The organism is Pseudomonas sp. FYR_7 (genome assembly GCF_043106155.1).
Classification (GTDB): Bacteria; Pseudomonadota; Gammaproteobacteria; order Pseudomonadales; family Pseudomonadaceae; genus Aquipseudomonas; species Aquipseudomonas parafulva_B.
The window spans coordinates 52556-65316 of the sequence record NZ_JBICMI010000077.1; the positions used below are offsets into that span (position 1 = coordinate 52556).

Sequence of the window (12761 nt, forward strand, 5' to 3'; positions counted from 1 at the left end):
TCGACGCCTGGCTCAGCTGTCGAGCGCCTTGTATTTCTCACGAAGGTGGTTACGGATCCACACGGCCGACAGGTTCAGTGTCGCGATGACCATCACCAGCAGCAATGCAGTGGCGTACACCAGTGGCCGTGCCGCCTCCACGTTCGGGCTCTGGAAGCCTACGTCGTAGATGTGAAAGCCCAGGTGCATGATCTTCTGATCCAGGTGCAGGTAGGGGTAATTGCCATCCACCGGCAGCGATGGCGCGAGCTTGACCACCCCCACCAGCATCAGCGGTGCGACTTCACCCGCAGCCCGGGCCACGGCCAGGATCATGCCGGTCATCATGGCCGGGCTGGCCATGGGCAGAACAATCTTCCACAGCGTTTCGGCCTTGGTGGCACCCAATGCCAGCGAGCCTTCGCGCAGGGTGCGCGGAATGCGCGCCAACCCCTCCTCGGTGGCCACGATCACTACCGGCACCGCCAACAATGCAAGGGTCAGTGACGCCCACAACAGGCCCGGCGTGCCCAGGGTGGGCGCCGGCAAGGCTTCGGCAAAGAACAGGCGGTCGATCGAGCCGCCCAGCACGTACACGAAGAAGCCCAAGCCGAAAACGCCGTAGACGATGGCCGGTACACCGGCAAGGTTGTTGACCGCGATGCGAATCAGGCGCGTCACCGGCCCCTGCCGGGCATACTCGCGCAAATAGACCGCTGCCAGCACGCCAAAGGGCGTGACGATCACGGCCATGATCAGGGTCATCATCACAGTACCGAAGATAGCCGGGAATATACCGCCCTCTGTGTTGGCCTCACGCGGGTCGTCGCTGAGAAACTCCCACACCTTGGCAAAGTAAGCCCCCAGCTTGGCCAGGGTCGACATGCCGTTGGGCTGGAAGGCATGGACCACCTTGCTGAGGTTGATCTCGACTTCACGGCCATTGCCATCGCGCGCGACCAGCGTGTCGCGGGCAAAATCCCGGTGAAGCGTGGACAGGCGATCTTCGATGGCCGTGTAGCGGCTGTTGAGCTCGGCACGGTCAGCCTCGATATCAGCCTGGGCCGCAGCGTCCAGCTTGCCTTCGAGCTCGAGCTTGCGCGCCTGCAGGCGCAACCGCTCCAGGCCATGGTTGATGGCACCGATGTCTTTCTTCTCCAGCGCCTGCAGCGTCTTGTTGAGCTCGCTGGCCCGGGCCAGCCGCGCTTGCAGCTCACCCCAGGCCGCTGCTCCTTCTGCCACCACCCGGCCTTGTTCCTTGACGCTCACCAGGTAGCCATAGAAGTTGCCCCACTCGCGCCGTTCCAGGGCCATCAGCTGCTCGGGGCGCTGCTGATCGACGAGCCAGTCGCCCACGACCCAGGTGAAGTCGCTGCCATTGAGGTCCCGGTTTCCGACCTTGATCAATTCGCGTGTCATGAACTCCGGGCCCTGGTCGGGCACTGGCAAACCGGCGCCCTTGAGGCGCGCACGCGGCACTTCTTCCTGCTGTACCACTTCGCCGATGACCGTCTGCTGGGCCTGGCCCGGCACGGCGTAGCTGGCCTGAATCAAATCGGCCGGCCAGAAATGCCCCAGGCCGCGTACTGCGATCACAGCCAGTAGACCAACGGTCATGATCACCGCCATGGCCACGGCGCCGCCGCTCATCCAGACACCGGGGGCACCGCTCTTGAACCAGCCTTTGAGGGAATCCTTTTTCACGGATCGCTACCTTTCTATCAAAGCGACGAGTATTTCTTGCGCAGACGCTGGCGAATCAGCTCGGCCAAGGTGTTCATGACGAAGGTGAACATCAGCAGCACCAACGCGGCGAGGAACAGCACCCGGTAGTGGCTGCCCCCAACTTCGGATTCCGGCATTTCCACCGCCACGTTGGCAGCCAGCGTGCGCATGCCTTCGAACAGGTTCATCTCCATCACCGGTGTGTTGCCGGTGGCCATCAGCACGATCATGGTTTCACCGACGGCCCGGCCCATGCCGATCATCAGCGCCGAGAAGATGCCGGGGCTGGCGGTCAGGATCACCACCCGGGTGAGGGTCTGCCAAGGCGTTGCCCCCAGCGCCAGGGAACCCAGCGTCAGGCTGCGCGGCACGCTGAAGACGGCGTCCTCGGCTATCGAGTAGATGTTGGGAATGACGGCAAAGCCCATCGCGATCCCGACCACCAGTGCATTACGCTGGTCATAGGTGATACCCAGGTCATTGGTGATCCACAGGCGCATGTCGCCGCCAAAGAACCAGCTTTCAAGGTGTGGGCTCATGCCAAGGGCAAGCCAGCCGGTGAGCAGAATGACCGGGATCAGGATCGCCGCCTCCCAGCCATCCGGTACCCGCAGACGAATGGATTCAGGCAGCCGGCTCCAGGTGAACCCTGCCAGCAGGATGCCGACCGGCATGAGCAGGAAAAGGCTGAAGACCCCTGGCAGATGGCCTTCCAGGTACGGCGCCAGGAACAGCCCCGCGAAGAACCCCAGAATGACCGTGGGCATCGCCTCCATCAGTTCGATTACTGGCTTGACCTTGCGGCGCATGCCAGGGGCCATGAAGTAGGCCGTATAGATCGCGGCGGCAATGGCCAGCGGCGCGGCCAGGATCATGGCGTAGAAGGCCGCCTTGAGGGTACCGAACGTGAGGGGCGAAAGGCTCAGCTTGGGCTCGAAATCGGTATTGGACGCGGTCGACTGCCACACGTACTTGGGCGCGTCATAATTCTCGTACCACACCTTGCCCCACAGCGCGCTGAAGGACACTTCCGGATGGGGGTTGTGCAGCTTCAATGGCAACAACCTGCCGGGCTCTTCGATCATGATGCGGTTGGCGCGCGGTGACAGGGCAAGGATACCCGGGCCCTGGGCCACGGACTCGACCAGGAGGGTACGGTGCGCCGTGCTGTGGAAAACACCCAGCTTGCCTTCTGCGTCCAGGGCGATGAAGCCCTTGCGACGCTCCTCGGCGTCGATCTGCACGATGGGCGACGTGCCCAACTGGAAGGTACGAATCTGCTTGAAACGAGACTCCCCGTCCGGGTCACGGGCCATGAACCACTGGGCCAGCCCACCGTGCGAGTCACCGATGATCAGTGAAATGCCGCCTACCAGCTGGGCAGTGGCCGTCACTTCGGTATCGGCGCTCTGCGCCAGGGAATAGCGCCCGTTGAGGCTCTTGTCGCGCAGGCTGAACACGTCGGCAGTGGCGCGACCGTTGATCACGTACAGCCACTGCTGGCGCGGATCGATGAAGATGTTCTTCACCGTTTCGGTCATTTGCGGCAACTCGATACGGGTCTGCTCGGTGGTGACTTCGGCGGTCAGCATGTTTTCGCTGCGCGTCAACGCGAGGACCTGCAGGTGCGCGCCCGTAGAGCCTGCCAGCAACAACGTGTCGCCATTGACACTGGCGCTGACGTGCTCCAGCGCCCGCGCCTGCTCATCCAGCACGAAAGGCTGTTCGCCATAGGGGTAGTCGATGGCCGGCGTAATGGTTTTCTTGTTGCCGGGGTAGGTGATCTTGTAGGTATGGGTGAACACCAACGCCTGGCCATTGGACAACCCCAGCATCACCATCGGGCTGCCTGGCTGATCGGTACCGATCGAAGACACCTGTACGCCGGCAGGGATGGGCAAGTCGACGCGTTCGAGCGCTGCGCCGGTCTTGGTATCGAAGAACAGCACCTGGCCCTTGTCCGAAACCCGCATGCCAACCAGGTTCTGCTCCTCGAGGGCGATCATCAACGGCTTGCCCGCCTCCTCTTTGAGCCAGGCAGGCTGCAATGCCTGCCTGCTGGTCAGCTCGGCGCCCTGGAACAACGGCAGTACCACGTACGCCAGGTAAAAGAAGATCAAGGTGATCGCAGCCAGCACTGCCAGCCCGCCTACCAGCACGTACCAGCGCGTCAGGCGGTCCTTGAGCGCACGCAGGCGGCGCTTGCGCTGCAACTGCGGGGTATTGAAATCGATGCGTGCAGGCTGGGAATCTTGGGTCATTGTGGAGTTGGCCAGATCATTCATGGGGCACACCCTAGCGGTCCCGTATGACAAAAACATGACAATGCAGTGACGCACGAAAGCCCGAAGCACAGTAAGGCTGGCCCCGGGCTGGGAGTGCTGAAGAGGCTAGCCCAACGGCTTGCCCCTGCAGGGTTCGATTACTGCTTGGCGACGTTGCCGGCGTGGGACAGGCCCAGGTCGGCCAGGGTCTTGTCGACGACTTTGGCAGGCAGCGGGATGTAGCCATCCTTGACGACCACCTGCTGGCCGGCCTGCGACAGTACCAGCTTCACGAATTCGGCCTCCAGCGGGGCCAGCGGCTTGTTCGGTGCCTTGTTGACGTAAACGTACAGGAAGCGCGAAAGCGGGTAGCTGCCGTTCAGGGCGTTGGTCTCGTTGTCCTCGACGAACTCGCCGCCGTCTTTCTTGGCCAGCGGCACGGTCCTGACGCTGGCCGTCTTGTAGCCGATGCCCGAGTAGCCAATGCCATTGAGCGACGAGCTGATGGACTGCACCACGGAGGCGGAACCGGGTTGCTCATTGACGTTGGGCTTGAAGTCCCCTTTGCACAGGGCTTCTTCCTTGAAGTACCCATAAGTGCCGGACACCGAGTTGCGGCCGAACAGCTGGATCGGCTTGTTGGCGAGGTCGCCGGTTACTCCGGCATCGCCCCAAGTCTTGATCTCGGCCTTGCCACCACACAAACGAGTCGAGGAGAAGATGGCATCGACCTGGGCCATGGTCAGGCCCTTGATCGGGTTGTCCTTGTGCACGAACACCGCCAGGGCGTCGACCGCAACCGGGATGGCGGTCGGTTTATAGCCGTACTTCTGCTCGAACGCCTGCAATTCGACGTCCTTCATCTTGCGGCTCATGGGGCCGAGGTTGGCGGTGCCTTCGGTCAGCGCCGGTGGCGCCGTGGAAGAGCCCGCTGCCTGAATCTGGATGTTGACGTTCGGGTATTCCTTTTTGTAAGCCTCGGCCCACAGGGTCATCAGGTTCGCGAGGGTATCGGAGCCGACGCTGGAGAGGTTGCCCGAAACACCCGTGGTCTTGGTGTAGGTCGGGATAGCAGGATCGACAGCGGCCACTGCGTTGGCGGTTGCAACGCCAGCGGCGGCAAAGGTAAGGGCCGCCATCAAACGCTTCAATTTCATGCCTTGCTCCTAGCTGGAATGGGGGTGCTGAGAGGGAACGGGGGCCAGTATCTGCAGCGCGCATGAACACGATATGACTTGATTGTGACAATTGGATGAAATGCCATCATCGTGTCGAAGCGCTGCCTGCAGGGAGCAAGTGTCAGTGGGCAAGGCGATTCAACGCTTTTTGGCGAGCAAGTACAGACCTACCGAAAAGCCGACCACGCACAGTACAGCCACATAGTAAGCAGGCGCCATGGGGCTGACTTTCAGAAGCCCGGTTACCGCCATCGGCGTCAGGCCGCCGAAGATGGCATAGGCGACGTTGTAGGAAAACGACAAGCCGCTGAAGCGCACCGCAGCCGGGAATGCCTTTACCATCACATAGGGCACTGCGCCGATCACACCCACGCACAAGCCGGTCACCGCATACAACGGGAACAACAGCTCCGGCCGCGTTGGCAAGCTGTGGTAGAACGCCCAGGAACTGACCAGCAACATCAGGCTACCGATGACGAACACACGGCCTGCACCGAAGCGATCGGCCAGGCTACCGGCGCCAATGCAACCCAGGCTCAACAGCACGATCGCCAGGCTGTTGGCCTTGAGCGAGTCGGTAGGGCTGATGTGATAGATGCTCTGCAGCAAGGCTGGTGTCATGAGGATCACCACCACGATGCCTGCCGACAACACCCAGGTCAGCAACATGGACAGCACGATGGGCCCGCGATGATCGCGCAGCACGGCCCGAAGCGGCAGCCCTTCGGCCAGGGCCTTGCGTTGCTGCATTTCTGCGAATACCGGGGTTTCATGCAGCCAACGGCGCAGGTAAACCGAAAACAGACCGAACACGCCGCCCAGCAGGAACGGGATTCGCCAGGCATAGCTGGCCACTTCTTCAGCGCTGTAGACGCTGTTGATCAAGGTCGCGACCAGCGAGCCCAGCAAAATACCGGCAGTCAAACCGGCAGTGAGCGTGCCGCAGGCATAACCGGTATTGCGCGCCGGCACATGCTCCGAGACGAATACCCAGGCGCCTGGCACTTCCCCGCCGATGGCCGCCCCCTGGATCACCCGCATCAACAGCAACAGGATCGGCGACCACAGGCCAATCTGCGCGTAGGTCGGCAACAGGCCCATGATCAAGGTGGGCAGGGCCATCATGAAGATGCTCAGGGTGAACATCTTCTTGCGGCCCAGCAGGTCGCCAAAATGCGCCATGATGATGCCGCCCAGGGGCCGTGCCAGATAGCCTGCGGCGAAAATGCCGAACGTCTGCATCAACCGCAGCCACTCGGGCATGTCGGCCGGAAAGAACAGCTTGCCAACCACGGTGGCGAAGAACACAAAAATGATGAAGTCGTAGAACTCCAGCGCACCGCCCAGTGCAGATAGTGAAAGGGTCTTGTAGTCACTGCGGGTCAGCGGCCGCGGGGCCTGCTCGATACTGCTCGGCGCGGAAGTCATCACGGTTATTCTCTTTATAGGGCAAGGCCACACGGGATGCGGCTTGTTCAAGGCGAAGGCGAAGATAGCAAATTGCCGGACACGGCTGAAAGCGACACGCAATCCTTACCGACCTGCAAGAACGCATGGTCGTCGCTCGCGTAGATGCTCTATATACTGGCGTTTCGTACGAAATGTGTCTTGCTAGCGTGGGATATTGTGCGAAAACACCGGTCACTATACTCAGACGGTTTCGAAGCATTTCCCACGGCCGTCCCGTCATACGAATCGGCGTAGTATGTTGTCAGCTGAATCGTTTACCGGCCTAAGCGCCGCATCCAAGAAAAGCGTCACGGGTCAGAGGCCCCCACCGCATGATTGAGCTCGAACAAGAAGATCCAATTCCGCAGGGCGACCTTGCTCTGCAGATCACCGCACTGCCACGGGAAACAAACGGCTTTGGCGATATCTTCGGCGGCTGGCTGGTCGCCCAGATGGACCTGGCAGGTACCGCCATGGCCAGCCGTGTTGCCGGTGGCCGCGTTGCCACCGTGGCGATAGATCGCATGGCGTTTCTGGTACCGGTGGCCGTGGGCGCACAGTTGTCTTTCTATACGCAGACGCTGGAGATCGGACGCAGCTCCATCCAGATGATGGTCGAAGTATGGAGCGACGATCCACTGTCCAGCGAATGGCGCAAGGTGACCGAAGCCGTCTTCGTCTTCGTCGCCATCGATGGCAGCGGCCGTACCCGTTCCGTCCCTCGTCGCTGAGGCCTGCCGGCGGTAAACTCATTGCCTGCGACCGGGTCCAAGGCCCACTGGCAACTAATGAGATGACGCAATGGCCACCTTCCAGGTATCGACCGAGCAACATGGCGAGCTTCACTGCTGGCGTATCCGCAGCAGCTTCGCCGAACTACTGATCGCCCGCCAGGGTGCGCAGGTCCTCAGCTATCAGCGCACTGGCGAGCCGCCATTGCTCTGGTTGAGCGACGAGGCCATTTTCCGCCAGGGGAAGTCGGTTCGGGCAGGGGCGCCTGTGTGCTGGCCCTGGTTCGGCAACCTGCAGCGCAACCCCGAAACCGTGCAGTCCATGTACCACGCTGAACACGCGCCAGCCCATGGGCTTGTCCGGACGCGTGACTGGCAATTGCTGGGCGTTGAGGAAGTGGGCGAAAGCCTGCGGATCGAGTTCGAAATGGCCGAAGCGCAAGGTGGGTTGCCCGGGTGGCCGCACACTGTGGAGCTCAAGCTGGTGGTCGTGCTGGACGCGGCGTTGACGCTGCAACTGACCAGCCGCAACCTTGGCCATAGCCCGGTCACCCTCAGCCAGGCCTTGCACAGTTACTTTGCAGTCAGTGATGTGCGCCAGGCCGAGGTCCACGGTGTCGAAGGTTTGTCTTACATCGAAACCCTGTCCGACTGGCAACAGCGCCATCAGGAGGGCGCGCTGGTGTTTAGCGGCGAGACGGACCGGATCTATCTGAATACGCCGCAAACGTTGACCATCGTCGACCCGTCCTGGGGCAGGCGGATCATCCTGACCAGCAGCCGATCCCGTTCAGCGGTGATCTGGAACCCCTGGACCGCACGGGCCAAGGAATTACCGGACATGGCCGATGACGGCTGGCAGCGCATGCTGTGCATCGAGACGGCGAACGTATGGGATGACGTGGTGCAGTTGCAGCCCGGGGCCAGCAGCTCGCTGGGGGTCAGGATCGATTGTGAAGTGATCTCAAAGGCCTAGTCCCACACACGCCTCAAAGATCGGCGTCCACCACTACCCGCACCTTCGCGGCGTCCAAGGCATAGGCCGCGTCGGCCAGGTCGTTGCTGACCTTTTCCACCTTCAGCGTGCCGCTGACCCACACCGGTGTGTAGATGTCATCGATCTTCAGCCCTTTTGGGTAGCGCACCAACACCAGCTGGTTAGGTGGTGGTGGCGGGACGTGGATGCACGCACCAGGGTAGGGCACCAGAAAGAACAGGGTGCTGTTGCCCTTTGCATCGCTTTCAAGCGGCACAGGGTAGCCGCCCAGGCGAATGTCCTTGCCGTTGAGGGCAGGCACGGTTTTGGTCGAGTACATGACCGCAGGCAACCCCTTGCTCTGCTTCAAGCCGCCTTTGGCGGTGAAGGTACCCATGGCTTCAGGGGAGTTGTGGTCGATTTCAGGCATCTGCTCGAGTGCCTTTTGGTCCGACTTGGGCATCAATTCCAGCCAGTCGGTCTCGGGCAGTTCGGCATGGGCCAGGGAACTGGCCGACAACAGGAGGGCAATGAAGAAGGCACGCATGGAATGCTCGGCAACTCGGGATGAATTGCCGGCATTCTAACCAGTATTCAGCGTTTCTTGATGAATCCGTAGATCACCAGGAGGATGATGGCGCCTACCAGTGCACCAAAGAAGCCGGCTGCCTGACCTGCCTGATAGATACCAAGCGCCTGACCGCCATAGGTGGCCAACAGCGAGCCAGCGATACCGAGCAGGATGGTCATGATCCAGCCCATGCTGTCGTCGCCCGGTTTGATGAAACGAGCCAGCAAGCCGACGATGAGGCCGATGAAAATGGTTCCGATGATACCCATGGCAATCCCCTTGCAGTAAAGATGGAACACGCCAAAGCCTAGGCTGCGCTTTGGCGTGTTGCCACTTCAGAGGGCCCGCCGGATGCAGAAGTTCGAATTGACGCTCGATCAGTTGCCGATCAGCGCCTGCACTTGCGCAATCTTGTGCTCGAGCGTGGCCATGTCCTGGCACCGCAATGTGGCATGTCCGACCTTGCGCCCGGCCTTGAACGCCTTGCCATAGTGGTGCAGGTGGCAGTCGTCGATGGCCACGACCTGCTCCACTGGGGGAACTTCACCGATGAAGTTGAGCATGGCGCTCTCGCCGACCTTGGCCGTGGAACCCAATGGCAAACCGGCGATGGCACGCACGTGGTTTTCGAACTGGCTGCACTCGGCGCCTTCGATGGTCCAGTGCCCGGAGTTGTGCACGCGCGGTGCAATTTCATTGGCCTTGAGCCCGCCGTCGACCTCGAAGAATTCGAACGCCATGACCCCGACATAATCGAGTTGTTGCAACACGCGACCGACGTAGTCTTCAGCCAGCGCTTGCAGCGGGTGCGCCTGACTGGCGACCGACAGGTGCAGGATGCCGCTGTTGTGCGTGTTGTGCACCAGCGGGTAGAACCGTGTTTCGCCATCGCGGGCCCGGACAGCGACCAGCGATACTTCACCGGTAAAGGGTACGAAGCCTTCGAGCAGGCACGGCACGTTGCCCAGTTCGGCAAAGGTGCCTACCACGTCCTGCGCGGTGCGCAGGACTTTCTGGCCCTTGCCGTCGTAGCCCAACGTCCGGGTCTTGAGCACCGCTGGCAGACCGATGCTCGCCACTGCGGCGTCTAGGTCTGCCTGCGACAGGATGTCGGCGAACGCAGGGGTGGGGATCCCCAGGTCACGGAACATGCTTTTCTCGAACAAACGGTCGCGGGCGATGCGCAGGGCCTCGGCACTTGGGTACACCGGCACGAACTGCGAAAGAAAAGCCACGGTCTCGGCCGGAACGCTCTCGAACTCGAAGGTAACCAGGTCAACCTGGTCGGCCAGCTGGCGCAGCTGCTCCTGGTCGCTATAGCCTGCGCGCAGGTGCTCGCCCAGAGAGGCGGCACAGGCATCAGGCGCCGGGTCGAGGAAGGCGAAGTTCATGCCCAGCGGAGTACCCGCCAGTGCTAGCATGCGACCCAGCTGGCCGCCTCCGATTACACCGATTTTCATGGGTTGAACCTCAAGCCTGACGCGGATCTGGGTTATCCAGCACGGTGTCGGTCTGTTCCGTGCGGAACTGCTTCAACGCCGCGTGGTACTGAGGGTGCTTGGCGCCGAGGATGCTGGCCGACAACAGCGCGGCATTGATCGCGCCCGCGCGGCCGATGGCCAGCGTGGCAACCGGCACGCCGGCCGGCATCTGCACGATCGACAGCAGCGAATCAACACCTGAAAGCATCGACGACTGCACGGGCACGCCCAGCACCGGCAGGTGGGTCTTGGCCGCGCACATGCCAGGCAAGTGGGCCGCACCACCGGCACCGGCGATGATCACCTCGATGCCCCGGCCGTCAGCTTCTTCGGCGTACTGGAACAGCAGATCCGGCGTACGGTGGGCGGAAACCACCTTCACCTCGTAGGGAATGCCGAGTCTTTCCAGCATATCGGCGGTGTGGCTAAGGGTGGACCAATCGGACTTGGAGCCCATGATCACGCCAACCAGTGCACTCATCGTCGAGCCTCTCCTGCAAGCGCCTTCTGGCGCGCTAAAAGCAACAAGCCACGCAGGTGGACCGGCGTGGCTTGTCATACGGATTATGAATCGACCAGGTCGGCCGAAGGCGCAGGATTGTAGCGTATTCATGAAGGGAGCGCCCACCCCCATAAGCACATGCCGGATCAAAGGGCAAGCTGTCTCGCGGGACAAGTTTTTCCCGCTGCTGCCTGGGCGCTGCACGCTGAATGCTAGGGCCTTCAATCAATGACCCAGGCAGGTGCACATGACTATTCCACGCCTCTCAACGATCTCGCTTGCCCTTCTGTTCAGTGTGCAGGCATTGAACGCTTCGGCAGCCCGTTCACTGACCGTCAACGTCTATATTCATGACGACTTGGCCGACATGCAGGACGCTCAACTGCACAACGACTACTTTGAGCATTGGCTTAAGGAAATGCGCCGTTTTACCGATCACCCCATTGAAGTGATCTTTCAGCGAAACGTACCTCTTATCACCGATATTGCGTATGCAGGCATGCCATCGTCGCAAATACTGGAAGTGTTTACCGACGGCATCCATGAAAAAACGCGGCATAGCCCTTTTTCATTCGTGGACAAACACCTGCTGCTAACCCGCGACAGTTACGATCGAAGCGGTTGGAACTACACCGCTGGACTTGCCTACACGAAGCAGAACACGGCTATCTCATCAATCGCCGCGTATGGCGCTCCCGCCCATGAAATCGGCCACATGCTGGGCGCTACCCACGAAGATGCCGAACTTAAGTTCAACGGCTGGGTATGCGAAACCTACACTCACCCACGGGTAACCGCTCGCTCGAACTGCTATCGCTACAGCGACAAGAACCGCGCAACCATCGCGGATTATCTGAAATACAATTCAAAATGATGCCTCGCCTTGGACGCTGGTCGACTCCAGTTTGCGCCACAGCAAGCGCACGTTGGCCTTGCGGACCAAGGCGCAGCGATACAGGCGAATTTCCAGCGGCACGTGCCACTGGCTGCCACCGCAGATCGCAAGTTCCCCACGCTCCAGTTCACCGCGCATGGACAGTCGCGGTACCCATGCCACCCCCATCCCCTCCAGGGCCATGCTCTTGAGGCTGTCAGCCATGGCGGTTTCATAGACGGTGGTGTAGCGCAGATTGCGCTGGCGCAGCAGCAGGTTCACCGAACGGCCAAGGAAGGCGCCGGCGCTGTAGGCCAACAATGGCACGCTGGTTTCACCCTCCAGGGTGAACAACGGTTTGCCTGCGGCATCCACGGCACAAACGGGCAACATCTCGGTGGTGCCCATGTGCAGCGAGGGAAAGATTTCGGCGTCCATCTGCAAGGCTGCATCAGGGTCGTAGAACGCTAGCATCAGGTCGCAGCCGCCTTCCCTCAAGGCATGCACTGCATCGCCGACGTTGGTGGCAACAAGCCGGGTGGCGATGTTCAGCCCATCGTTGCGCAGCTGGGCCACCCAGCGCGGGAAGAAGCCCGACGCGAGCGAGTGCGCGGCCGCCACTTGAATCACTTCGCCCTGGCCACCCTCGAGATGATGCAAATGGCGAAGAATTTCGCTCAGTTGGTCGACAACCGTACGGGCTGTTACCAAAAACAGCTGGCCCGCCTCTGTCAGCTCGATAGGGGTGCGGGAACGGTTGACCAGGGTAAGCCCCAAGGCTGCCTCCAGGCTACGAATCCGGCGGCTGAAGGCCGGCTGCGTCACGAAGCGCCGCTCCGCCGCCTGGGAAAAACTGCGGGTTGAGGCCAGGGCACTAAAGTCCTCCAGCCATTTGCTTTCAAGGTTCATTGGGCCGCTCCCCTGCCGTGCACCAAAATGGAACACGCTCGAAAATCAATCGGCGTCACATCTATCACTATGCCGTTTGTGCATAGGTTAGCGTGCAACAGCATTGGCCGCAAAAACACCTT

General features: G+C 61.1%; 12 protein-coding genes. 3 read left to right on the forward strand and 9 right to left on the reverse strand.

Going from position 1 to position 12761, the window contains the following annotated elements:
- Positions 1–12: 12 nt before the first annotated feature.
- From pstA to ACF8R3_RS19255, 4 genes are all read right to left on the reverse strand, one after another.
- Positions 13–1629: a phosphate ABC transporter permease PstA gene (gene pstA, locus ACF8R3_RS19240; protein ID WP_178091247.1), complete on the reverse strand. Its 1617-nt coding sequence runs from the start codon at positions 1627–1629 to the stop codon at positions 13–15.
- 71 nt (positions 1630–1700) lie between these two features.
- Positions 1701–3989, reverse strand: coding sequence for an ABC transporter permease subunit (locus ACF8R3_RS19245; protein ID WP_058638811.1), 2289 nt, complete (start codon positions 3987–3989; stop codon positions 1701–1703).
- Between the two features lie 137 nt (positions 3990–4126).
- Positions 4127–5125: a phosphate ABC transporter substrate-binding protein PstS gene (locus ACF8R3_RS19250; RefSeq protein WP_023532412.1), complete on the reverse strand. Its 999-nt coding sequence runs from the start codon at positions 5123–5125 to the stop codon at positions 4127–4129.
- A gap of 159 nt (positions 5126–5284) precedes the next feature.
- Positions 5285–6574: an MFS transporter gene (locus ACF8R3_RS19255; protein WP_392516038.1), complete on the reverse strand. Its 1290-nt coding sequence runs from the start codon at positions 6572–6574 to the stop codon at positions 5285–5287.
- 353 nt (positions 6575–6927) lie between these two features.
- On the opposite strand from ACF8R3_RS19255, the gene ACF8R3_RS19260 reads away from it, so the two are divergent.
- Together ACF8R3_RS19260 and ACF8R3_RS19265 are read left to right on the forward strand one after the other, a co-directional pair.
- Positions 6928–7326: an acyl-CoA thioesterase gene (locus ACF8R3_RS19260; RefSeq protein ID WP_003253317.1), complete on the forward strand. Its 399-nt coding sequence runs from the start codon at positions 6928–6930 to the stop codon at positions 7324–7326.
- A 70-nt stretch (positions 7327–7396) separates the two neighbouring features.
- Positions 7397–8302, forward strand: coding sequence for a D-hexose-6-phosphate mutarotase (locus ACF8R3_RS19265; protein ID WP_392516022.1), 906 nt, complete (start codon positions 7397–7399; stop codon positions 8300–8302).
- Between the two features lie 13 nt (positions 8303–8315).
- On the opposite strand, the gene ACF8R3_RS19270 is transcribed toward ACF8R3_RS19265, so the two are convergent.
- The 4 genes from ACF8R3_RS19270 to purE form a co-directional block, all read right to left on the reverse strand.
- A complete protein-coding gene (locus ACF8R3_RS19270) occupies positions 8316–8849 on the reverse strand; it encodes a DUF3299 domain-containing protein (RefSeq protein WP_058638808.1) in 534 nt (177 codons plus the stop codon).
- Positions 8850–8896: 47 nt separating this feature from the next.
- A complete protein-coding gene (locus tag ACF8R3_RS19275; protein ID WP_058602748.1) occupies positions 8897–9142 on the reverse strand; it encodes a GlsB/YeaQ/YmgE family stress response membrane protein in 246 nt (81 codons plus the stop codon).
- Positions 9143–9250: 108 nt separating this feature from the next.
- Positions 9251–10333 carry a 5-(carboxyamino)imidazole ribonucleotide synthase gene (locus ACF8R3_RS19280; protein WP_058638807.1) on the reverse strand — a complete coding sequence of 361 codons (1083 nt, stop codon included), beginning with the start codon at positions 10331–10333 and terminating at the stop codon, positions 9251–9253.
- Between the two features lie 10 nt (positions 10334–10343).
- Entirely contained in the window at positions 10344–10835 is a 492-nt protein-coding gene (gene purE, locus ACF8R3_RS19285; protein WP_058638806.1) for a 5-(carboxyamino)imidazole ribonucleotide mutase, read from the reverse strand.
- Between the two features lie 268 nt (positions 10836–11103).
- Between purE and ACF8R3_RS19290 the strand changes: the two genes are divergently transcribed.
- Positions 11104–11730 (forward strand): hypothetical protein, encoded by a 627-nt coding sequence (locus ACF8R3_RS19290; RefSeq protein ID WP_196185254.1) that lies wholly within the window; start codon positions 11104–11106, stop codon positions 11728–11730.
- On the opposite strand, the gene ACF8R3_RS19295 is transcribed toward ACF8R3_RS19290, so the two are convergent.
- Positions 11722–12639: a LysR substrate-binding domain-containing protein gene (locus ACF8R3_RS19295; RefSeq protein ID WP_058638804.1), complete on the reverse strand. Its 918-nt coding sequence runs from the start codon at positions 12637–12639 to the stop codon at positions 11722–11724. The two genes, ACF8R3_RS19290 and ACF8R3_RS19295, sit on opposite strands and share 9 nt — an antisense overlap.
- Positions 12640–12761 lie beyond the last annotated feature (122 nt).

Excerpts from the sequence above, each read along its gene's own strand:
- ACF8R3_RS19295 (WP_058638804.1), bottom strand. The coding sequence starts at position 12,639 with ATGAACCTTGAAAGCAAATGGCTGGAGGACTTTAGTGCCCTGGCCTCA.
- pstA (WP_178091247.1), bottom strand. The coding sequence starts at position 1,629 with ATGAGCGGCGGCGCCGTGGCCATGGCGGTGATCATGACCGTTGGTCTA.
- ACF8R3_RS19245 (WP_058638811.1), bottom strand. The coding sequence starts at position 3,989 with ATGAATGATCTGGCCAACTCCACAATGACCCAAGATTCCCAGCCTGCA.
- ACF8R3_RS19280 (WP_058638807.1), bottom strand. The coding sequence starts at position 10,333 with ATGAAAATCGGTGTAATCGGAGGCGGCCAGCTGGGTCGCATGCTAGCA.
- ACF8R3_RS19265 (WP_392516022.1), top strand. The coding sequence starts at position 7,397 with ATGGCCACCTTCCAGGTATCGACCGAGCAACATGGCGAGCTTCACTGC.
- ACF8R3_RS19290 (WP_196185254.1), top strand. The coding sequence starts at position 11,104 with ATGACTATTCCACGCCTCTCAACGATCTCGCTTGCCCTTCTGTTCAGT.
- ACF8R3_RS19275 (WP_058602748.1), bottom strand. The coding sequence starts at position 9,142 with ATGGGTATCATCGGAACCATTTTCATCGGCCTCATCGTCGGCTTGCTG.
- ACF8R3_RS19250 (WP_023532412.1), bottom strand. The coding sequence starts at position 5,125 with ATGAAATTGAAGCGTTTGATGGCGGCCCTTACCTTTGCCGCCGCTGGC.
- ACF8R3_RS19255 (WP_392516038.1), bottom strand. The coding sequence starts at position 6,574 with ATGACTTCCGCGCCGAGCAGTATCGAGCAGGCCCCGCGGCCGCTGACC.
- ACF8R3_RS19260 (WP_003253317.1), top strand. The coding sequence starts at position 6,928 with ATGATTGAGCTCGAACAAGAAGATCCAATTCCGCAGGGCGACCTTGCT.
- purE (WP_058638806.1), bottom strand. The coding sequence starts at position 10,835 with ATGAGTGCACTGGTTGGCGTGATCATGGGCTCCAAGTCCGATTGGTCC.
- ACF8R3_RS19270 (WP_058638808.1), bottom strand. The coding sequence starts at position 8,849 with ATGCGTGCCTTCTTCATTGCCCTCCTGTTGTCGGCCAGTTCCCTGGCC.